The organism is Kitasatospora sp. NPDC056273 (genome assembly GCF_042268845.1).
Classification (GTDB): domain Bacteria; phylum Actinomycetota; class Actinomycetes; order Streptomycetales; family Streptomycetaceae; genus Kitasatospora.
This window is the reverse complement of record NZ_JBHJSJ010000002.1, coordinates 38262-58055: the sequence shown is the minus strand read 5'-3', so window position 1 is coordinate 58055 and position 19794 is coordinate 38262. Positions and strand designations below refer to the sequence as shown.

The 19794-nt window shown below is 73.2% G+C and carries 18 protein-coding genes and 1 tRNA gene; 11 read left to right on the top strand and 8 right to left on the bottom strand.

What is annotated here, in order from left to right:
- Window positions 1-35 precede the first annotated feature (35 nt).
- From ACFCY1_RS01830 to ACFCY1_RS01815, 4 genes are all read left to right on the top strand, one after another.
- Window positions 36-1343 carry an FHA domain-containing protein gene (locus tag ACFCY1_RS01830; RefSeq protein ID WP_375873170.1) on the top strand — a complete coding sequence of 436 codons (1308 nt, stop codon included), beginning with the start codon at window positions 36-38 and terminating at the stop codon, window positions 1341-1343.
- 201 nt (window positions 1344-1544) lie between these two features.
- A complete protein-coding gene (locus ACFCY1_RS01825; protein WP_049657872.1) occupies window positions 1545-2462 on the top strand; it encodes an ABC transporter ATP-binding protein in 918 nt (305 codons plus the stop codon).
- A complete protein-coding gene (locus ACFCY1_RS01820) occupies window positions 2459-3595 on the top strand; it encodes an ABC transporter permease (protein WP_117489800.1) in 1137 nt (378 codons plus the stop codon). The genes ACFCY1_RS01825 and ACFCY1_RS01820 overlap by 4 nt, the downstream gene beginning before the upstream one ends.
- Window positions 3596-3715: 120 nt before the next feature.
- The gene (locus ACFCY1_RS01815) at window positions 3716-4120 is read left to right on the top strand and encodes a globin (RefSeq protein ID WP_049657871.1); all 405 of its coding nucleotides are present in this window, start codon (window positions 3716-3718) and stop codon (window positions 4118-4120) included.
- Window positions 4121-4165: 45 nt separating this feature from the next.
- On the opposite strand, the gene ACFCY1_RS01810 is transcribed toward ACFCY1_RS01815, so the two are convergent.
- The 5 genes from ACFCY1_RS01810 to ACFCY1_RS01790 all read right to left on the bottom strand — a co-directional run bounded on the left by ACFCY1_RS01810 (window position 4166) and on the right by ACFCY1_RS01790 (window position 9932).
- On the bottom strand, window positions 4166-4858 hold the full coding sequence (locus tag ACFCY1_RS01810; protein WP_375873169.1) for a hypothetical protein: 693 nt from the start codon (window positions 4856-4858) through the stop codon (window positions 4166-4168).
- A gap of 29 nt (window positions 4859-4887) precedes the next feature.
- The gene (locus tag ACFCY1_RS01805) at window positions 4888-5331 is read right to left on the bottom strand and encodes a thioesterase family protein (protein WP_049657866.1); all 444 of its coding nucleotides are present in this window, start codon (window positions 5329-5331) and stop codon (window positions 4888-4890) included.
- A gap of 128 nt (window positions 5332-5459) precedes the next feature.
- Window positions 5460-7124 carry an energy-dependent translational throttle protein EttA gene (ettA, locus tag ACFCY1_RS01800; protein ID WP_049657863.1) on the bottom strand — a complete coding sequence of 555 codons (1665 nt, stop codon included), beginning with the start codon at window positions 7122-7124 and terminating at the stop codon, window positions 5460-5462.
- A 420-nt stretch (window positions 7125-7544) separates the two neighbouring features.
- Window positions 7545-8981 (bottom strand): Cys-Gln thioester bond-forming surface protein, encoded by a 1437-nt coding sequence (locus tag ACFCY1_RS01795; protein WP_181970694.1) that lies wholly within the window; start codon window positions 8979-8981, stop codon window positions 7545-7547.
- 354 nt (window positions 8982-9335) lie between these two features.
- Window positions 9336-9932, bottom strand: coding sequence for a single-stranded DNA-binding protein (locus ACFCY1_RS01790; RefSeq protein WP_375873168.1), 597 nt, complete (start codon window positions 9930-9932; stop codon window positions 9336-9338).
- A gap of 654 nt (window positions 9933-10586) precedes the next feature.
- On the opposite strand from ACFCY1_RS01790, the gene ACFCY1_RS01785 reads away from it, so the two are divergent.
- A tRNA-Arg gene (locus ACFCY1_RS01785) sits at window positions 10587-10662 on the top strand.
- Between the two features lie 244 nt (window positions 10663-10906).
- Here the strand turns inward: ACFCY1_RS01785 and ACFCY1_RS01780 are convergent.
- A complete protein-coding gene (locus ACFCY1_RS01780) occupies window positions 10907-11515 on the bottom strand; it encodes a TetR/AcrR family transcriptional regulator (protein WP_198959493.1) in 609 nt (202 codons plus the stop codon).
- Between the two features lie 75 nt (window positions 11516-11590).
- Between ACFCY1_RS01780 and ACFCY1_RS01775 the strand changes: the two genes are divergently transcribed.
- On the top strand, window positions 11591-12139 hold the full coding sequence (locus ACFCY1_RS01775) for a GNAT family N-acetyltransferase (RefSeq protein WP_375873167.1): 549 nt from the start codon (window positions 11591-11593) through the stop codon (window positions 12137-12139).
- A gap of 115 nt (window positions 12140-12254) precedes the next feature.
- Here ACFCY1_RS01775 and ACFCY1_RS01770 read toward each other — a convergent pair whose 3' ends face one another.
- Window positions 12255-13790 carry an MFS transporter gene (locus ACFCY1_RS01770; RefSeq protein WP_375873166.1) on the bottom strand — a complete coding sequence of 512 codons (1536 nt, stop codon included), beginning with the start codon at window positions 13788-13790 and terminating at the stop codon, window positions 12255-12257.
- A gap of 152 nt (window positions 13791-13942) precedes the next feature.
- On the opposite strand from ACFCY1_RS01770, the gene ACFCY1_RS01765 reads away from it, so the two are divergent.
- The 3 genes from ACFCY1_RS01765 to ACFCY1_RS01755 all read left to right on the top strand — a co-directional run bounded on the left by ACFCY1_RS01765 (window position 13943) and on the right by ACFCY1_RS01755 (window position 16229).
- Window positions 13943-14632, top strand: coding sequence for a TetR family transcriptional regulator (locus tag ACFCY1_RS01765; protein ID WP_241853153.1), 690 nt, complete (start codon window positions 13943-13945; stop codon window positions 14630-14632).
- Window positions 14633-14667: 35 nt separating this feature from the next.
- A complete protein-coding gene (locus tag ACFCY1_RS01760; protein ID WP_117489790.1) occupies window positions 14668-15477 on the top strand; it encodes an enoyl-CoA hydratase/isomerase family protein in 810 nt (269 codons plus the stop codon).
- A 134-nt stretch (window positions 15478-15611) separates the two neighbouring features.
- Complete coding sequence (locus tag ACFCY1_RS01755; RefSeq protein ID WP_375873165.1) at window positions 15612-16229, top strand: hypothetical protein; 618 nt, start codon at window positions 15612-15614, stop codon at window positions 16227-16229.
- Window positions 16230-16266: 37 nt separating this feature from the next.
- On the opposite strand, the gene ACFCY1_RS01750 is transcribed toward ACFCY1_RS01755, so the two are convergent.
- Window positions 16267-17493: an acyl-CoA dehydrogenase family protein gene (locus ACFCY1_RS01750; RefSeq protein ID WP_049655719.1), complete on the bottom strand. Its 1227-nt coding sequence runs from the start codon at window positions 17491-17493 to the stop codon at window positions 16267-16269.
- A gap of 125 nt (window positions 17494-17618) precedes the next feature.
- On the opposite strand from ACFCY1_RS01750, the gene ACFCY1_RS01745 reads away from it, so the two are divergent.
- Together ACFCY1_RS01745 and ACFCY1_RS01740 are read left to right on the top strand one after the other, a co-directional pair.
- Complete coding sequence (locus ACFCY1_RS01745; protein ID WP_049655722.1) at window positions 17619-18242, top strand: TetR family transcriptional regulator; 624 nt, start codon at window positions 17619-17621, stop codon at window positions 18240-18242.
- An 88-nt stretch (window positions 18243-18330) separates the two neighbouring features.
- Complete coding sequence (locus tag ACFCY1_RS01740) at window positions 18331-19782, top strand: cellulase family glycosylhydrolase (RefSeq protein ID WP_375873164.1); 1452 nt, start codon at window positions 18331-18333, stop codon at window positions 19780-19782.
- Window positions 19783-19794: the final 12 nt, after the last annotated feature.

Below are 19794 nucleotides of genomic sequence, written 5' to 3'. Positions count from 1 at the left end.
GCCGCACGGAGCCGGCCCGAAACGAGGGGGACCTGATGCCGATCTGCCCGAGGGGCCACGAGTCGCAGGCCGAGGACTGGTGCGACTTCTGCGGCTTCCCGATGACTCCGCCGGCCCCTGCGCCGGGGGCGCACGGAGGCTACCCGGGGGCGCACGGGGGCGACTCCGCGCCCGGCGCGCACTCCGGACACCCGGGGTACGGCGGCGCCTCCTTCGGCGCGCCGCCGCCTCCGCCGCCGATGCCGCCGGGGGCCGTCCCGCCGCACGGGGCACCCCTGCCGCCGCCCGGCCTGGTGCCCCCGGGCCGGCACGGGGCCGTACCCCCGCACGGGGCCGTCCCGCCGCAGGCCGGACCGCAGGGCCTCACCGCGGGCCTGGCCGTCTGCCCGATCTGCCGCAGCCCGCAGACCGGACGGTTCTGCGAGGAGTGCGGCTACGACTACGAGCTCTCCACGCCCTCGCGCCGCCAGGTGCCCGGCGCGGCACAGCAGCAGCAACAGCCGCCGCAGCAGCCGCTGAACATCCCGGCCTCCTACGGCGGCCCCCCGCCGCAGCAGGCCCAGCACGGCCACGCCCAGGCCGGTCAGCCGCCGCACGGCCACGCCCAGGCGGGACAACCGCCGCACGGCCAACCGCCGTTCGGCCAGCAGCCGCTCGGGCAGTCCCCGCTCGGCCAGCCGCCGGCGGCCCAGCAGGCCGTCGCCCCGCCCGTCCCCCAGCAGCCGCAGGCCCCGGCGCACCAGCACACCTACGGCTACCCGCCGCCGGAGGGCGCGTTCCCCGACACCTCGGTGCGCGAGGACTCCGGCCCGGTGTACGCCCAGCCGACCGGCCCCGGCCCGAACAGCCGCGGCGGCGACTTCGGCACCTCGTTCAACCTGGCCCCGCCCGTCCCCCAGCAGCCCCAGGAGACCGCCCCGGCCGAGCCGGTGCGGACCAACTGGATCGCCGTGGTCTCGGCCGACCGGGACTACTTCACCGACATGATGGCCCGCAGCGGCCCCGAGGCGGCCGGCCTGTTCTTCCCGCCGTACTGCCCCGAGCGCCGGATCCCGCTGACCGGCCGCGGCCAGCTGCGGATCGGGCGGCGCAGCCAGCACCGCGGCACGGTGCCGGAGATCGACCTGTCCGTCCCGCCGGAGGACCCGGGCGCCTCGCACCAGCACGCGCTGCTCGCCGAACAGGCGGACGGCAGCTGGGTCCTGGTGGACCAGGACTCGACCAATGGCACCACCATGAACGGCGGCGCGGAGCCCGTCCCGCCGCACACCGCGGTACCGCTGAACGACGGCGACCGGATCCACATCGGCGCCTGGACCACCATCACCGTGCACCGCGGCTGACCGGCCGTCGGTCGGAGGGGATTCTCCGACTGAAAACCCGTCAAATCGTTACCTGACCACACGTCGGTGACAACTCCGGCCGGGCCGGGCGGAATTCGACATCCGCCCGGCTCGGATTTGTTTGGACCATCCTCAAAATATCCGCAAATTCGCTGCCGCAGGCGTGCGCCGGAGCCTTCCCTGCCCCTAGGCTCAGGCCACATGACTGCTGCTATATCCGCTGACGGCATCCGCCAGCGGTACGGGGATGTGCAGGCCGTCGACGGGGTGTCGTTCACCGTCGAGGCCGGCGAGTTCTACGGGATCCTGGGCCCGAACGGCGCCGGGAAGACCACCACGATGGAGATCCTGGAGGGCGTCCGGAAACCGGACGAGGGCCGGGTCGAGCTGCTGGGCATGGCGCCCTGGCCGCGAAATCCGAAACTGCTGCCGCGAATCGGCGTGCAGTTCCAGGCCTCCGCTTTCTTCCGGAAACTGACGGCCCGGGAGACCATCCGCACCTTCGCGTCGTTCTACGGGGTCGGCCCCAAGCGGGCCGACGCGATGCTGGAGCGGGTCGGCCTCTCGGACAAGGCCGAGACCCTGACCGACCAGATGTCCGGCGGCCAGGCCCAGCGCCTGTCGATCGCCTGCGCGCTGGCCCACGACCCGGAGCTCGTCTTCCTGGACGAGCCCACCACCGGGCTGGACCCGCAGGCCCGGCGCAACCTCTGGGACCTCCTGCGGGACATCAACGCCGAGGGCCGCACGGTCGTGCTGACCACGCACTACCTCGACGAGGCCGAGGTGCTCTGCGACCGGGTCTCGATCATGGACCACGGCAAGATCCTGCACACCGGCGCCCCGGCGGCGCTGATCCGCGAGATCGACGACACCGTCCGGATCAGCGTGGCCTCCGGCCAGCTCCCGCTCGAGCGCGCCCGGGAGCTGCTGACCGCGGCCGGCGCGGAGATCGCCACCCTGGAGGACGACAGCGTCTCGCTCTCCGTCTCCACCCGCCTCCCGGCTCCGGTGCTCAGCGTCCTCGCCGAGCAGAACGCGCTGCGCGGCCTGGAAGTGCGCGGCGCCACCCTGGAGGACGTCTTCCTCCAGCTGACCGGACGGGAGTTCCGCGCATGACCGCCACCACCCCCACCGAGCCGCAGGCCCCCGCCCGGCGCGGCGGCCCGGCCGCCGGCGAGCGGGAGCGGGTCAGCGCGTTCTGGAGCCTGTCCCGCGCCATGCTGCTCGGGATGAAGCGCGACCGCACCGCGGCCTTCTTCATCCTGCTGTTCCCGCTGGTGTTCCTGGTCTTCTTCGGCTCCGTGACCAAGGGCTCCGGCAGCCCGCACGCCAAGGTGGCGCAGGTCGGCGCGGTGAGGCTGTTCGACTCGATCCAGGGCGAGGACCGGGCCGGGCTGGACAAGGTCCTCACCATCACGAAGACCGACGACGAGGCCGGCACGCTGGAGAAGGTCCGCAAGGGCGACTACGACGCGCTGATCAAGCAGGGCCCGAACGGCACGGTCGAGCTGCGCTACACCGCCGCCGACCAGGTCCGGGCCGGCGCGCTCCAGGGCATCCTCAACTCGGTGGTCCAGAGCGCCAACCAGGCCGCCACCGGGCAGAAGCCGGCCTTCGTGCTGGACTCCCAGCAGGTCGAGGACAAGTCGCTCAAGCCGATCCAGTTCCTCACCCCCGGCCTGCTCGGCTGGGCCGTCGCCACCGGCGCGGTGTTCGGTGCCGCGCTGACCCTGGTCAACTGGCGCAAGACCAAGGTGCTGCGCCGGCTGCGGCTGGCCCCGCTCAGCGCCGGAACCGTGATCAGCTCCCGGATCCTGGTCTCGCTGCTGACCGCGTTCCTGCAGACCGCCGTCTTCCTGGTGGTCGCGACCGGCTTCTTCGGGCTCAAACTCACCGGCAACTGGTGGCTGGTCATCCCGCTGGTGGCCTGCGCGACGCTCGCCTTCATGTCGATCGGCCTGCTGGCCGGCTCGGTCGCCAAGACCGAGGAGGCGGCCAACGGCATCTCGCAGATCATCGTGCTGCCGATGTCCTTCCTGTCCGGCTCGTTCTTCCCGCTGGACGGCGCCCCGGAGTGGCTGAAGGCCGTCTCCAAGGTCATGCCGCTGCACTACCTGGTCGAATCCGCCCAGTCGGTGCTCACCCGCGGCGGCGGCGTCATGGACGCCGTGCCGACCATGGGCGGCCTGCTGCTCTTCGCGGCCGTGCTGACCGGCATCTCCTGGAAGCTGTTCCGCTGGGAGGACTGACCGTCCGGCGCTGATCTGCTACGCCGACGTCCGCGCCGACGTCCGCCGGTCCCCTCCCGACGGGGTCGTACGCCTTTGGTCCCGGTGTACGACCCCGTCGGCGTCTGCGACCATGGTCGGGTGAGAGAGATCCGGCGAGGCACGTTGAGCGAGGAGACCTTCTACGACCAGGTCGGCGGTGAGCCGACCTTCCGGCGGCTGGCCCACCGGTTCTACGAAGGCATCGCCGAGGACGAGTTGCTGCGGCCGATGTACCCCGAGGAGGACCTCGGGCCCGCCGAGGAGCGGATGGCCCTCTTCCTGATGCAGTACTGGGGCGGCCCGCGCACCTACAGCGAGCGGCGCGGCCACCCGCGGCTGCGGATGCGGCACGCGCCGTTCAAGGTCGACAAGGCCGCGCACGACGCCTGGCTCACCCACATGCGGGCGGCCGTCGCGGACCTGGAGCTGCCGGCCGAGCACGAGCAGCAGCTGCTCGAGTACCTGGTCTACGCCGCCGCCTCGATGATCAACACCCCGGGCTGAGCCCGGAGCGCTCCTCGGCGGGGCGGGCCGGGTTTCGGACCGCCGTTACCGGAGCGGGCTGAGGCCCAGCCCCGCGCCCGGCGCGGCCGCGGTCCGCACCACCACCGAGCCCACCGGGGAGCTCAACCGCAGCCAGCCGCCCGCCCGGTGCACCGAGAGCGGCGCCTCGGGGCTCAGGAAGCCGATCCGGTACGAGGCGTGGACGGCGCGCAGCGGCAGCTCCGGCAGCACCGAGACCGGGCGGGACCACACCTCGTCCGCCAGCCGGTCCAGCACCGCGCGGGTGCGGTGGTGCTCCGGGACGGCCTCGCTGCGCTCGCGGAACTCCCCGACCGCCGCCATCAGTTCGCGGCACACCTCGGCCGCCGGCGGGGTGCCGACCGGCCGCCAGCCGGTACGCGGCGGCAGCAGCCCGGCCCAGGCCGGACCGGTCACCGGCGCGGGCAGCGCGACGGCGCCCGAATCTGCGTCCACGCCGTCCAGCAACTGGCCCGCGGAGACGGTCAGGTCCACCGGCTCGTCCAGACCGTCCAGCCGGGCCGTGCGGATCGCCAGCACGCCCGAGTCGCCCAGCGGCAGCCGTCCGAAGACCGCCAGCACGCCGTCCCCCTCGCCCGGACCCACCGCCTGGATCCGGACGGCCGCCGCCCGGTCGAAGCGCAGCAGGCGCAGCAGGAAGGCGGAGAGGTCGGCGGCCTCCCCGGTGTCGGTCAGGGCGAGACGGGCGGTGATGGTCACAGTGGTTCAGCTCGAATCGTCGGGTGCGGTCAGACGGCGGCGACTACCGGCTCTTCGTCCATGAAGCGGCCGAGGAACTCCCGCTCCACCGGCGAGATCCGGCGCGGCCGGCCCTCGGCCAGGTCGTAGGGGACGACCACGGTGGACGCCCGGACGTACACGATGTCGCCGCCGTCCTCGGCGACGTCCTTGATCTCGTACGAGACGGTCAGCGAGGCGCCGCCGATCTTCGTCACCCAGGTCTCGATGGTGACCGGCTCGGGCCGGTGCACCAGCGGACGCTTGTAGTCGATCTCGTGGCGGGCCACCACCGAGCCGCCCGCGAACTCCCCGGCACCGGCCGCGGCGGCCTGGGTGAACATGAAGTCGATCCGGGCCTCCTCCAGGTAGCGCAGGAAGACCACGTTGTTGACGTGCCCGAAGGCGTCCATGTCGGACCAGCGCAGCGGGCAGGCGTAGATGTGGCGAGCCACGGGAGTTCTCCTCGGTGTCCGGTCGCCCGCCGCCGTCCACCGCCGGGGCGGCGGGCGGTCGGCGACGGGCCGCGGCCCGGCAGGCCGCCCCGGAGGGCAGTCTGCCGGGCCGTTGTGACGGCTGGGTGTCAGCCTCGGGTCAGCTTCTTGTACGTGGCCCGGTGCGGACGGGCGGCGTCGGCGCCGAGCCGCTCGATCTTGTTCTTCTCGTACGACTCGAAGTTGCCCTCGAACCAGAACCACTTGCTCTCGCCCTCGTAGGCGAGGATGTGGGTGGCCACCCGGTCCAGGAACCAGCGGTCGTGGGAGATGACCACGGCGCAGCCGGGGAACTCCAGCAGGGCGTTCTCCAGCGAGGAGAGCGTCTCGACGTCGAGGTCGTTGGTGGGCTCGTCGAGGAGCAGCAGGTTGCCGCCCTGCTTGAGGGTCAGCGCCAGGTTCAGGCGGTTGCGCTCACCACCGGAGAGCACGCCGGCCGGCTTCTGCTGGTCCGGGCCCTTGAAGCCGAAGGCCGACACGTAGGCGCGGGACGGCATCTCGACCTGGCCGACGTTGATCCAGTCCAGACCGTCGGAGACGACCTCCCAGAGGGTCTTCTTCGGGTCGATGTTGGCGCGGGTCTGGTCGACGTAGCTGATCTTGACCGTCTCGCCGACCTTGACCGTGCCGCTGTCCGGGGTCTCCAGGTCCTGGAGCATCTTGAACAGGGTGGTCTTGCCGGCGCCGTTCGGGCCGATGATGCCGACGATGCCGTTGCGCGGCAGGGTGAAGCTCAGGTCGTCGATCAGGACCTTCTCACCGAAGGCCTTGTTGAGGTTCTCGACCTCGATGACGATGCTGCCCAGGCGCGGGCCCGGCGGGATCTGGATCTCCTCGAAGTCCAGCTTCCGCATCTTGTCCGCCTCGGCCGCCATCTCCTCGTAGCGGGCCAGACGGGCCTTGGACTTCGCCTGGCGGCCCTTGGCGTTGGAGCGGACCCACTCCAGCTCCTCCTTGAGGCGCTTGGCGCGCTTGGCGTCCTTCTGCCCCTCGACCTTCAGGCGGGACTGCTTGGACTCCAGGTAGGTGGAGTAGTTGCCCTCGTAGCCGATCGCGCGGCCGCGGTCGAGCTCCAGGATCCAGCCGGCCACGTTGTCCAGGAAGTACCGGTCGTGGGTGACGGCGACGACGGTGCCCGGGTACTTGGCCAGGTGCTGCTCCAGCCAGTTCACCGACTCGGCGTCCAGGTGGTTGGTGGGCTCGTCGAGCAGCAGCAGGTCGGGGGACTCCAGCAGCAGCTTGCAGAGCGCCACGCGGCGCTTCTCGCCACCGGAGAGCTTGGTGACCGGCCAGTCGCCGGGCGGGCAGCCCAGGGCGTCCATGGCCTGCTCCAGCTGAGCCTCCAGGTCCCACGCGTTGGCGTGGTCCAGCTCCTCCTGGAGCTTGCCCATCTCGTCCAGCAGGGCGTCCGAGTAGTCGGTCGCCATCAGCTCGGCGATCTCGTTGAAGCGGTCGAGCTTCCCCTTGATCTCCTTGACGCCGTCCTCGACGTTCTCCAGGACGGTCTTGGTCTCGTCCAGCGGCGGCTCCTGGAGCAGCATGCCGACGGTGAAACCGGGCGAGAGGAAGGCGTCGCCGTTGGAGGGGTGCTCCAGGCCGGCCATCATCTTCAGCACGGTGGACTTACCGGCGCCGTTGGGGCCCACGACGCCGATCTTCGCTCCGGGGAGGAAGCTGAGCGTCACGTCGTCAAGGATGACCTTGTCTCCGTGAGCCTTGCGCACCTTGCGCATCGTGTAGATGTATTCCGCCACGTGAGATCGCTCCGGCGTCGTCGGGAGTATTCGGCTTGCAGCCTTCCATTGTGCCGCACCAGGCCCTGAGGCCCGAATCGCCTGGATGACCCCACCGGGGTATCCGGAAGCGCTCCCGCCCGCCCCGGCCCCGCCGACCGGACCGCGGCCGCCCGGCGCCCCCGCTCCCGCCCTCCCGGCCGCCTCTCCGCGGCCCGCACCCCGCCCGCCCCGGGCCCCGCCGCCCCGTGACCGACGCCCCCGGAGGCCCGCCCGGGAAACGCGACGGCCCGGCTCCCCGCAGCGGGTGCGGGGAGCCGGGCCGGTGCCGCTCTCAGGGCCTCGGGAGGTCGGTGACCCCCGGCCCGCTCGGGCGGTTCCGTCGCTTCGGGCGCTTCGGGCGCTTCGGGCGCTTCGGGCGCCTCAGGCGGTTCGGACGGTTCAGGCGGTGGTGCGACCGTGGCGGCCGCGGCGGCGCAGGACGAAGACGGCGGCGCCACCGGCCACGACCAGGCCACCGGCGACGGCGGCGAGGATCGGGGTGGAGTCATTGGCACCGGTCTGGGCCAGGCCACCGGTGCCCGGGGCGGCGCTGGTGGTCGCCGGGGTCGGCTGGCCGGCGCCGGTGCTCGGGGTGCCCGACGGGGCCGCGCTCGGGGTGCCGGACGGCGTGCCGGTCGCGGCGGGGGTGGTCGGGGCCGGGGTCGGCGTCACGCCGACCTTGCAGTCCAGGACGCCGGTGAACTGCTTGGTGTAGCCGTTCGGGCCGGTCACGGTGAAGTCGTAGTGCGCCTTCTCCTCGACCTTGACGAGCACGCTCTCGGTCTTGCCCGGCTGGACGGCGACCTGCTGCTTGCCGACCGTGACGGTGGCGGCCTCGTCACCGCTGTTGGTGACGGACACCCGCACGCCGCCGGTGGCGCACTCCTCCTTGGCGGTGCTGTCGATCAGCGCGCCCTTGCCCTGCTTCCAGGTGGCCTTGGCGCCGCCGGCGACGTTCACCTTGGTGGAGCCGGCCAGGATCATGGTCTGGCTGTGGCGGCCGCGGGAGTCCACGCCGCTCATGAAGACCCGGCCGCTGAGCACGGTGGCCTCGGCGGTGGCGTTGATGGCGGCCTTGCCGTCCGGGGTGCCGGCCGGCACGTCCAGGAACAGCGGGGTGTCCTTGCCGATCGGACCGGCCAGGCTGCCGTTGACCGGCTTGCTGTCCTTGTCCAGCAGCTTGATCTTGTCCGCGGCGTCGCCGGTGACGGTCAGCTTGACCTCGTTCGCGCTGGAGTTCAGCAGGAACGGGCCGAGCTTGCCGCCCGACTTCCCGGAGACCGAGTCCGGGGAGAGGGTCAGCGAGGGCTTCGGCTCGGCCGCGACACCCTTGTTGGCGTCGCCGACGAGGTAGTCGCGCAGCTTCTTGGCCTTGTCGTTGCGCGGGACGGCGTTCTTGTTGTCCGAGAACTTCCAGATCGCGGCCTGGGTGCCGGCGGCGGCGTCCGCGTCGGTCAGGCTGTCGACGCCGGCGGCCGTCGCGAGGGACGTCAGGCTGGCCTGCGGGTACGAGTTGTCCAGGATCCAGCGGATCTTGGGGGCGTTCGCGTTGCTGTTGAGCGAGCTCGACGCCCAGTCCGCCTCGTGGTACTTGGCGCCGCTGTCCAGGTAGACCGGGTTGTCGAAGTCGATGCAGTACGTCCGGAGCTTCTCCCCGGCAGCCGTCTTGAGGGTGAACAGGCCGCCGTCGACGGTGCCCTTGCCCTCGACGTCGATCTTCTCGCCGAGCATCTCGTTCTGGACTTCCGCCGTCACGCCCGAGGTCGGGGCGCCGGCCGCGACCGCCGCACCGGCCGCGAACAGGCCTCCGCCAAGCGCCAAGCTGGTCGTGAGCATGACAGTGGTTATCCGGGACAGACTCCGCCCCTGCCTCTGGAACATCTGGGATCCCTCCGGGCCGGGCCGCACCGAGTGGGCGGCCCGCCGACTTGCCGTTCCGCGCGTGCCCCCTGTGGCACTGCTACGGGTATGAACCAGACGAATCCTATTGAGCCCCAGAGGCCCGGAAACCCCCATGCGAAATCAGGACGATTCCGTATCTGGATCGTTATCAATCCCCTCAAGTCCCACACAAGCTGACGGTCGACCAGAAAGTCCCGGGCCGCTTTCTGTTATCCGGTCGGATTGCGCGTGCGGGCACAACGACGTTCTCGATCAACATATTTGTCGACAGGGAAGGTCACCGACCGATCAGGTCAGGGCATCCTCGGCGCCACCTCCCCGCTCCGCCCCGGACACCTCGCCCGACTCCCCCGCGGCCGGCCGCCCGCCCGGCGGCAGCGCCCGGACGACGGGCGCCGCAACCGCCGCCGGGGGCGCCCCGGAGCCCCTGCGCGCCTCCACCGCGCTGACGATCCACCCCGGCACGGTCTCGCCCCCGCCCTCCGCCCCGACCGGACCGGCGCCGCCCGGCGGCTGCCCGCGCACCCCCGCCGCCCACCGGAACGCCGTGGTACCACGGGTGAGGTCGTGTCCGACCGATCGGGCGTCGATCTCGGCCCGGCTCCGCTTCACCTCCCCCTCCGTCCACTCGCGCACCCTCAGCCGGCCGCTCACCAGCACCGGATCGCCCTTGGACAGCGAGCCGATCAGATTGACCGCCAGCGCCCGCCAGGCCGTCACCGCCACCCACTGCGTCTCGCCGTCCACCCAGCACTCGCGCTGCCGGTCGTACCGCCGCTCGGTGCAGCCGAGCCGGAAGTTCGCCATCGGCACCCCGCCGCTGGTTTCGCCGTAGCTCACCTCCGTCGCCACATTGCCGATCACCGTCACATGCGTCTCGCTCACGGCACACCCTCCGTTCTCGCCGATGCACCGTACGGAATCGACCGGTGCGCCTTGAGCGTGCACTTCGGGGGAAATCCGGGCCACCGACTTCCGAAATCCTGTGGATAACTCGGGCCTGTGGAACTGTTGTCACCCGCAGGGGTGAATTTCAGCCTTCCGTCGCCGCTTCGACCCCGCTTCTTCGCGGCCATGACAACAAACTCGCTGCTCGCCGCCCGGCCGGCGCACCCCGGAACCCGCCCGGGAAGGCGCCCCGGAAGGCGCCCCGACGGCCGTCCGCGCACGTCATACGACCGGCGCAACCGCGATTAAGGCCCCCACCCGCACCGTCGGCGCCGCATTCTCCGTGCCGAATCCATAACGGGTGAGGAGGCAGCCCCGTAACGACTGCACAACGTCCGGCGCGGAACACTCCCAGACCGCTGCACTCACGGCCTTCACCTGCGATTATCGGACCGCTCCACCGAACCGACACACCAACGGCGGTGTCGTCACACCCGGCCTGGGAACCGGTCACCCTTATCCTGTCCCCGACAGGGCGAGGGCCCACCACCCCCACCCCCACCCTCAGGTACGGGGCCGGACAGCGCGCGCCCCGGCGCTCGCCAGCCCGATCCCGGCCACGGTCGCGCCCGCCAGGGCACCGCCCGTCCCGCCCCCATAGCTCAGCGGATAGAGCACCCGCCTTCTAAGCGGTAGGTCGCAGGTTCGAATCCTGCTGGGGGCACCACCCCGCAATTCCGCAGGCCACCACTCCGGCGGACACTTTCCGTGTCCGCTCCGGACCAGTCGGTAATCCCGTACACCAACCGTTCCGCGCACTCATCGCACAGAACTCGTGACCATGCGTGTCGGACCGTCGGGAAAGCGGGGCGAAAAACGGGTCCAACCGGAACAACCGGAATTCCCGGTGAATCCCCCACCCCGAACACGCCGGCCCCGGGCCGGGCCGGCGCGCCCGGAAGCGCCCCGGCCTACCCCGCCAGCCCGGCCAGGTAGGCGTCCAGCAGCTCCGTCTGCCGCTCCGCCGGGAACTCCTCCGGGGCGAACAGCGCCTGGACCACCAGGCCCAGCACGAAGGCCTGCGCCCCCGCCGCGAGCGCGGCCGGGTCGGCCCGCGCCGGGAGCTCCCCCAGCCGCTGGGCGTCCGCGACGTGCGCCGTGAGCGCGGTGCGCGAGCGCGCGTAGCGGCCCGCGTGGGCGGCCGCCAGCTCCGGGTCGGCCAGGGCGTGGTCCCAGGAGCCGACCCAGATCCGGTTGTCGGCGGCGGCCTCGCCGTCCAGCGGCAGCACGTCCAGCAGCGACGCCCGCACCCGGGCCAGGCCGGCCGGCGGCGCGCTGCCGTCGGCGGGGGCGGTGCGCCGGGGCCGGGCCAGCGAGCGCCGGTCCAGCTCCTCCAGGGCGTGGCTCAGCAGCGCCCGCTTGTTCGGGAAGTAGTGCGTCAACAGCCCGGTGGAGGCACCCAGTTCGGCGGCCACCGCGCGCAGGGTCAGCCCCTCGAAGCCCCGGGTGGAGAGCACCCGCCACACCCCCTCGGAGACTTCCGAGCGTCGGGCGTCATGGTCTCCACGGGCCGGTGTCATGGGGGCTATCTTACGTACCAAACGTTTGTTATGAATAGTCCAGCCAACCTCAGCACCACCCGTGAAAGGCCGCCCGTGTTTGCCGTACCGCTCACCGAGAACGCCGAACTGCGCCCGCTGGAGCCCTGGCAGGCGCCCGAGTTCCTGACCCACCTCGACCGCGCCCGCGCCCACACCGACCCGTGGATCCCCTGGGCCACCTTCTCCGTCGACCTGGAGTCCGCCCGCGCCACCCTCCAGCGCTACGCCGACGGCCTGGCCGCCGACCAGAAGCGGATCTACGGGATCTGGCTGGACGGCACCCTGGTCGGCGGCGTGATGTTCGTGAGCTTCGACGCCCGGTCCGGCGTCTGCGAGATCGGCGCCTGGACGGAGCCGGCCGGCGAGGGCCACGGGCTGATCACCACCGCCGTCAAGCAGCTGCTCGACTACGCCTTCACCACCCGCGGCATGCACCGCGCCGAGTGGTGGTGCTCCTCCGTCAACGCCCGCAGCCGGGCGGTCGCCGAGCGGGTCGGCATGACCCGCGACGGCGTGCTGCGCGAGTGGTACCCGTACAACGGGGTCCGCTACGACAAGGAGATCTGGGCCGTGCTGGCCGACGAGTGGACCGGCCGGGCCTGAACCGGCAACGGCGCCGGGCCCGGTGGACTCCCCCGCCCACCGGGCCCCGCGCCGAACCGCACCGCACCGCACCGCACCGTCCCAGCGGCCCACCAGCCCGCCGGCCGCCGACCCGTCAGGCGGCCGGCGCCACCCCCGCTGACCCGGCCGAGCCCGCCAGCTCGGCCGGCCGCAGCCGCAGCACGCACACCAGTGCCAGCGCCAGCACCCCGCCCGCCGACAGGAAGACCACGTCCACCGCGTCCGTGAAGCTGCGCACCGCGTGCTCGCGCGCCGCCCCGGTCAGCGCCCGGACCGCGCCGAGCGGCCGCCCCGGCTCGCCCGCCTCGAAGACCCGGGTCAGCACGGTGCCGAAGAGCGCCGCGCCGAGCGCGCTGCCGAGGCTCTGGAAGAACCGGATCCCGGTGGTCGCCACCCCCAGCTGGTGCCGGGGCGCGGTCTCCTGCACCACCGTGACCAGCTGGCCGATCAGCTGCCCCAGCCCGCAGCCCAGCAGGGCGAGTTCGGCCAGCACCGCCCACAGCCCGGTGTCCGGCCCGCTGAGGCCGAGCAGGGCGAGGGCGAGCGTGGCGCAGGCCGCGCCGGCCGCCAGGAAGGTCCGGGGCGGGTGGCCGCGCCCGGTCAGCCGCCCGACCAGCAGGCCGGCCGCCGTCATCCCGGCCGCCATCGGGACCAGGTAGAGGCTGGCCGAGGTCGGGGCGACGCCCCGGGCGATCTGCAGGTAGAGCATCACGTACATGATCGAGCCGACCATGCCCATCCCGACCAGCCCCTGGATCGCGAAGCCCAGCCGCACCGCGCGGATCCGGAACAGCGACAGCGGCAGCACCGGCTCGGCGGCGGTGGCCTGACGCCACAGGAAGAGGCCGAGCGCGGCCAGGGTGGCGGCGGCGAGCCCGAGGATCACCGGGGAGGTCCAGGCGTGGTCCTTGCCGCCCCACTCGGTGACGAGCAGCAGCCCGGTCGCGAAGGCCGCCGCGAGGGCCGCGCCGACGAAGTCCAGGCTCCGGCGGCCGGTCGCCCGGGGCAGCCTGACCACCAGGGCGACGCCGACCAGCACCAGCAGGCCGAGCGGCAGGTTGACGTAGAAGACCCAGCGCCAGCCGAGGTGGTCGGTGAGCAGCGCGCCGACCAGCGGGCCGACCGCCATGCCGAGGCCGGCGACGATCCCGCCCACGGCCCCGCCCTTGGCCCCGCCGCGCTCCTCCGGGTCCTTGAACTGGGCGATGACCACCATGGTGACGCTCATCAGCCCGCCGCCGCCGACGCCCTGCACCGCCCGGAAGGCGATCAGCTGGTCCATCGACTGCGCCGCCCCGCAGAGCGCCGAGCCGAGCAGGAAGGTGCCGACGGCCCCGAGCAGCACGCGCTTGGCGCCGTACACGTCGCAGAGCCTGCCGTACAGCGGCAGCAGCGCGGTGGCGGCCAGGGCGAACGCGCTGACCAGCCAGGGCAGCCGGTCCACGCCGTGGACGGGGTCGAGGTCGCGGACGATCGGCACGGTGGCGGCCGACACGATGTTCATGTCGAGCACCGCCAGCACGATCGTGACCAGGCAGAGCAGCATGCCCAGCTTGCGCTGGGCCGGGGTCATCAGCGCGGTGTCCGGCGGCGCGGGTGCGGCAGCGGGTACAGCGGCGGCGGTGGCCATGGTCGGGTCCCCCCAGGGTCCGTCGGGTTCGCGCCGGGGCCGGGGCGGCCGGCGGCACGCCCTCACCATCGCAGCGTTTTTGGACTCGGTCAATTCTTCATCTCGACCAATCTTTCTGCCGGGTCAACATTTGATCCTGGTACAGTCTCCCCATGGCGATGCGACCCGCTCAGGACTTCGGCCCCGACGTCGACCTCGACGCCCTCCCGCTGCGCGAGCGCAAGAAGTTCCAGACCGGCATGCGGATCTTCCGCACGGCCGTCGCGCTGTTCACCGAGCGCGGCTTCGACCAGGTCTCGGTCGCGGAGATCGCCGCCGCCGCCGAGGTGTCCAAGATGACCGTCTTCAACTACTTCCCCACCAAGGAAGACCTGGTCATGGGCCCGATGGAGCAGCACCTCGACGAGCCGGCCCAGGCGGTGCGCGACCGCGCCCCGGGCACCTCGGCGGTGACGGCGCTGCGCGAGCAGTTCCTCGCCGCACTGGAGCGCTTCGACCCGGCCGCCGGGCTGAACGACGACCGGATCGTGCTCGACGTGGTCCGGCTGATCCACCGCACCCCCGCGCTGACCGCCCGCGCCACCCACGGCTTCGACCGGCTGGCGCACGCCGCGCTCGCCGCCGAACTGCTCGCCCAGGACCCGGCCCACGACGAGCTGACCGCCCGGGTCGCCACCGCCCAGCTGCTCGCCGTCCGGGTCGCGCTGATCGCCGCCAACCACCGGCGGATGCTGGCCGGCGAGCGCGCCGCCGACGCCCTGCCCGCCGTCCTGGAGGAGGCCCGCCGCGCCTTCGCCCTGCTCGAGCACGGCCTCGGCGACTACTGCACCCGCGCCGCCTGAGAGAGTTGGCGCACCACGACCGACCGGAGGTGCGCATGGACCAGCCGCTGCTCACGCGGGACCGCTCCGCCCTGCCCGCGCAGGCCGAGGGCCTCAACGCGTACGTCGGCGAGGACGGCGTCGCCGTCCTGGAGTTCGCCCGCCCGCACCGCCGCAACGCGGTGACCCTGGCGGTCTGGCAGGCGCTGCCCAAGGTGCTGGAGCAGCTGGCCGGCCACCCGGGCGTGCGCGTCCTGCTGCTCACCGGCGCGGGCAACACCTTCAGCGCGGGCGCGGACATCGCCGAACTCTCCGAGGTGTACGGCGATCCGGACCGCGCGGAGGCCTACCACGCGACCAACGTCGCCGCCGAGGAGGCGCTGGCGGCCTTCCCGCACCCGACCCTCGCCGTGGTGCACGGCGCCTGCGTCGGCGGCGGCTGCCAGCTGGCCGTCGCATGCGACCTGCGGTTCGTCGCCGAGGACGCCCGGCTCGGGATCACCCCGGCCAAGCTCGGCGTGGTCTACCCGGCGGTGCCGACCGTACGGCTGGCCCGGCTGATCGGCCCGGCCCGGGCCAAGTACCTGCTGTTCTCCGGCGAGTTGGTGGCCGGCCGGGACGCGCTGCCGCTCGGCCTGGCCGAACGCGTCCTGCCGGACGCCGAACTGGACGCCGCCGCCCTGGACTTCGCCCGGCTGCTGACCCGTCGCTCCGCCCAGACCGTCGGCGCGGCCAAGGCCGTCCTGGACGCCCCGCCCGAGCGGGCCGACGAGGTCCTGGCCCCCTGGCTGCTCCGCGCCCGGGAGGGCTCGGACGTCCGCGAGGGCCTGGCCGCCTTCCTGGAGGGCCGGCCCGCCCGGTTCTGAACGGGAACGGGTCCGGGCGGGAACGCTCCCGCGCGGGAACGGTGCGGGCCCGGCGGAAGGGGCCGCACCAGCACCCGTACGATCATCCGGCCGGAACCCGTCCACCCCTTCCCGCCCCCGGAGCACCCACCCCGATGACGACCGAGGCCCAGGCCGTGCCCGCCCCGCCCGCCCCCACCCGCCGGACGGCCCTGGCCCGCCGGATCACCGACGGCCTGGAGCCGAAGAACGTGATCCTCGTGCTGCTCCCGCTGCTGGGCGGCCTCCGCTACGGCTGGGCGGGCATCGGCTGGGCGCTGTTCGCCGCCCTGTTCGCCGCCGTCGTCCCGACCCTGATCATCGGCCACGGCATGCGCAAGGGCACCGTGGCGGACCGTCACGTCGGCCGACGGCAGCGCCGGCTGACCCTCTTCCCGCTCATCATGGGCTCGGTGCTGCTCAGCTTCGCGGTGATGATCGGACTGGACGCCCCGGCCGACCTGACCGCGCTGGTGCTGGCGATGTTCGCCTCGCTGGTCCCGATCCTGGTGATCACCGTCTGGTGGAAGGTCTCCGTGCACACCGCCGTGGCCACCGGCGCGGTGGTCTGCCTCGCCATCGCGCTCGGCCCGCTCTGGCTGCTGCTCGGCGCGCTGGTCCCGCTGATCGGGTGGTCCCGGGTGGTGCTGCGGGACCACACCGCCGCGCAGACGGCCGTCGGCGCGGCGGTGGGCGCGCTCGCCGCCGGCCTCACCTTCTGGGCCGCCCGCTGACGGACGGCCCACCGGCCCGGGCGGCCAGGGCGACCGGTCAGCGGATCGGCACCCCCGAGATCGCCCGGGCGATCACCAGCCGCTGGATCTCGCTGGTCCCCTCGAAGATCGAGTAGATCGCGCTGTCCCGGTGCATCCGCTCCACCGGGTACTCCCGGGTGAAGCCGTTGCCGCCGAGGATCTGCATCGCCTGCGCGGTCACGTACTTGGCGGTCTCGCCCGCGTACAGCTTGGACATCGAGCCCTCGGCCGCCGTGAACGGCTGGTTGTTGACCGCCATCCAGGAGGCCCGCCACACCAGCAGCCGGGCCGCGTCGATCCGGGTCCTCATGTCGGCGAGCTGGAAGGCCACGCCCTGGTTGTCGATGATCGGCCGGCCGAACTGCTCCCGGGTCCTCGCGTAGTCCAGCGCCACCTCGTACGCGGCCCGGGCGATGCCGATCGCCTGCGCGCCGACGGCCGGCCGGGAGGCCTCGAAGGTGGCCATCGCCGCGTTGCCCCTGCCGCCGGGGCGCTTGACGCCCTCGCGGGCCCGGGCGAGGCGCTCGTCCAGCTTCTCCTTGCCGCCGAGCAGGCAGCTGCCGGGCACCCGGACGCCGTCCAGCACCACCTCGGCGGTGTGCGAGGCGCGGATGCCGTGCTTCTTGAACTTCTGGCCCTGGCTCAGCCCCGGGGTGCCCGGCGGGACGACGAAGGAGGCCTGGCCCTTGGCGCCGAGCTCCGGGTCGACGGTGGCGACCACCACGTGGACGGCGGCGATCCCGCCGTTGGTGGCCCAGGTCTTGGTGCCGGTGAGCACCCACTCGTCCTTGGCCTCGTCGTACACCGCCCGGGTGCGCAGCGCCGAGACGTCGGAGCCGGCGTCCGGCTCGGAGGAGCAGAAGGCGGCCACCTTGACGTCCTCCGGGGTGCCGAACATCTGCGGGGTCCAGGTGCCGATCTGCTCGTCGGTGCCGTTGGCCAGCACCGCGACGGCGGCCAGGGTGGTGCCGACGATGGACAGCCCGATGCCCGCGTCGCCCCAGAACAGCTCCTCCATGGCGATCGGGATGCCGACGCCGGAGGGGTCGAAGTACTGCTGGGCGTAGAAGTCCAGCGAGTAGATGCCGAGTTTGGCGGCCTCCTGGATGACCGGCCAGGGGGTCTCCTCGCGCTCGTCCCACTCGGCCGCGGCGGGGCGCATCACGTCGGCGGCGAAGCCGTGCAGCCAGTCGCGTACAGCGAGCTGGTCCGCGCCCGGGTCCAGCGAGAACGTGCTGCTCATGGTGCGTGCCTCCGAAGACGTGTGCGGCCGACCGGGGTGTTACCTCGGGTAACATCGTCGGAGTCTGCTACTGATTGGTAACCGGTGTCAACGCCCAGACAGACCCCAACTCCGAGGAGCAGCGCATGTCCCGAGAGCCCCGCCGCGAGCAGCTGCTCAACGCCGCCGACCGGGTCGTCCAGCGCGAGGGGCCGGGCGCCAGCATGAACGCCATCGCCGCCGAGGCCGGCATCACCAAGCCGATCCTCTACCGCCACTTCGGCGACCGGAACGGCCTGATCAGAGCCCTGACCGAGCGCCACACCGGCGGACTGCTGGCCGCCGTCCGGGCCGCCCTCGCCGAGCCGCTGGAGCGCCGCGACCGGGTCGAGCACGTCCTGGACACCTACCTCGCCGGCATCGAGGCCCGCCCCCAGGTCTACCGGCTGCTCACCCACCCCGAGCCCGGCGACCCGAGCGGCGCCGGCAACGCCCTCGCCCCCGCGCTCCGGCAGATCGCCGAGGAGATCACCCGGGCCGTACAGAGCCAGGTCGACCTCGGCGCCGACCGCGACCTGCTCGCCGAGGCCTGGGGCCGGGGCATCACCGGGATGGTGCTGGCCGCCGGGGACTGGTGGCTGGAGACCAGACCCTGCTCGCGCGCCCGGATGGTGCAGGCGCTGGCCGACCTGCTCTGGGGCCGGCTGGCCGCCGCCGCGGACCGGCCGACCGCCGTCCTGCCGACCGCGCCCGAACCGGCCGCGGACTGAGTCCTCCGTAGACCGAACTCTTGTGCGGCGCACGGAAGTCCGGGCATCATCGGGCCCCACCCCCACCCCCCGCCGTGCGAGGTCCCCGATGCGCCTGCGCCGCACCGCCGTCGCCCTGCTGCTCGCCGCCACCGCCGTCCTGACCGCCGTCCCGGCCTCGGCCCACGACGGCCCCCCGGACCGCTTCCCCACCGGAACGGCCACCGCCGCCGACGGCCGCACCGCCCTCACCGACGCCCAGGGCCGCCGGCTCCTCCTGCGCGGCTTCAACCTCGACAAGTACGCCGAGGCCACCCCGGCCGACCTCGACTCCGTCGCCGCCCAGGGCTTCACCTTGGTCCGGCTGCCGGTCTCCTGGACCAGGCTGGAACCCCGGCGCGGCCGCCTCGACCCCACCGAACTGCACCGCGTCCAGCGGCTCCTCGACCGGGCCGACCGGCTGGGCCTGCTGGTCCTGGTCGACCTCCACCAGGACGTCTACGGGCCCGCGTTCGGCGGCGGCACCAACGGCGTCCCCGTCTGGGCCACCCGGGACGACGGCCTGCCGTTCACCCCGGACCCGGACGACTGGTTCGCCGGCTACTTCCAGCCCGCCGTCCAGGCCGCCTTCCGCCACCTCTACGACGACCCCGACCTGCGCGCCTGGCAGGCCGACTTCTACACCCGGCTCGCCCGCGAACTGCGCGGCCACCGCTCGCTGCTGGGCTACGACCTGTTCAACGAGCCGTTCGGCCCGGTGGACGGCGACCCGAGCGACCCGGCCGTGCTGGCCGCCGCCGCCTCCGCCCTGGAGCAGGGCCGGCTCGCCGACATGTACCGCCGCCTGATCGCCGCCGTGCGCCGGGCCGACTCCCGCGCCTGGCTGTTCGTCGAGCCGACCGTGCTGGTCGGCCAGGGCGTGCCCACCAGCCTGCCCGGCTTCGCCGACCCCCGCCCCGGCGCGGCCCGGCTCGGCTACGCGCCGCACTTCTACGACACCGCGGTCGAGGGCGGCGCCGACTGGAACCCCGCCGACGGCTTCGTGGAGCGGTACACCGTCGCGATCACCGGCTACCCGGCCGCCCACCGCCTGCCCGTCCTGGTCGGCGAGTGGGGCCCGCCGGACTCCCGCACCCCGGGCAACACCGAGCTGGTCCGCCGTCAGACCGCCGCGATGGATGGCTTCGCCGAGGGCTGGACGATGTGGTACTGGTGCCGGGGCAACGGCGGCTACTGCGCGCTCGACCCGGCCGGGCGCCCCGCCCCCGGCGACGAACCCGCCTTCGGCCCGTACCCGGTGGCCGTCGCGGGCACGGACGTCCGCACCGACGCCCGCGCCGACGGCGCCACCGTCCGCTGGCGCGCCGACGGCACCGGGCGCGGCAGCGAACTCCTGCTCCCCCCGGCCGCGTTCCCGCACGGGGCCCGGGTCGCCGTCTCCCCCGCCGGCGCCCGGGTCGAGGTCGACCAGCCGACCGGCGGGCGCGCGGGAACCGTCCGCGTCCGGCTCCCGCACACCCGCCGGGGCACAACCGTGACGGTCACGCTCACCGCGGCCTGACCGTGACGGTGA

Coding starts and splice junctions, on each gene's coding strand:
- ACFCY1_RS01830 (WP_375873170.1), top strand. CDS start 36: ATGCCGATCTGCCCGAGGGGCCACGAGTCGCAGGCCGAGGACTGGTGC.
- ACFCY1_RS01825 (WP_049657872.1), top strand. CDS start 1,545: ATGACTGCTGCTATATCCGCTGACGGCATCCGCCAGCGGTACGGGGAT.
- ACFCY1_RS01820 (WP_117489800.1), top strand. CDS start 2,459: ATGACCGCCACCACCCCCACCGAGCCGCAGGCCCCCGCCCGGCGCGGC.
- ACFCY1_RS01795 (WP_181970694.1), bottom strand. CDS start 8,981: ATGCTCACGACCAGCTTGGCGCTTGGCGGAGGCCTGTTCGCGGCCGGT.
- ACFCY1_RS01780 (WP_198959493.1), bottom strand. CDS start 11,515: ATGACACCGGCCCGTGGAGACCATGACGCCCGACGCTCGGAAGTCTCC.
- ACFCY1_RS01770 (WP_375873166.1), bottom strand. CDS start 13,790: ATGGCCACCGCCGCCGCTGTACCCGCTGCCGCACCCGCGCCGCCGGAC.
- ACFCY1_RS01765 (WP_241853153.1), top strand. CDS start 13,943: ATGGCGATGCGACCCGCTCAGGACTTCGGCCCCGACGTCGACCTCGAC.
- ACFCY1_RS01760 (WP_117489790.1), top strand. CDS start 14,668: ATGGACCAGCCGCTGCTCACGCGGGACCGCTCCGCCCTGCCCGCGCAG.
- ACFCY1_RS01755 (WP_375873165.1), top strand. CDS start 15,612: ATGACGACCGAGGCCCAGGCCGTGCCCGCCCCGCCCGCCCCCACCCGC.
- ACFCY1_RS01750 (WP_049655719.1), bottom strand. CDS start 17,493: ATGAGCAGCACGTTCTCGCTGGACCCGGGCGCGGACCAGCTCGCTGTA.
- ACFCY1_RS01745 (WP_049655722.1), top strand. CDS start 17,619: ATGTCCCGAGAGCCCCGCCGCGAGCAGCTGCTCAACGCCGCCGACCGG.
- ACFCY1_RS01740 (WP_375873164.1), top strand. CDS start 18,331: ATGCGCCTGCGCCGCACCGCCGTCGCCCTGCTGCTCGCCGCCACCGCC.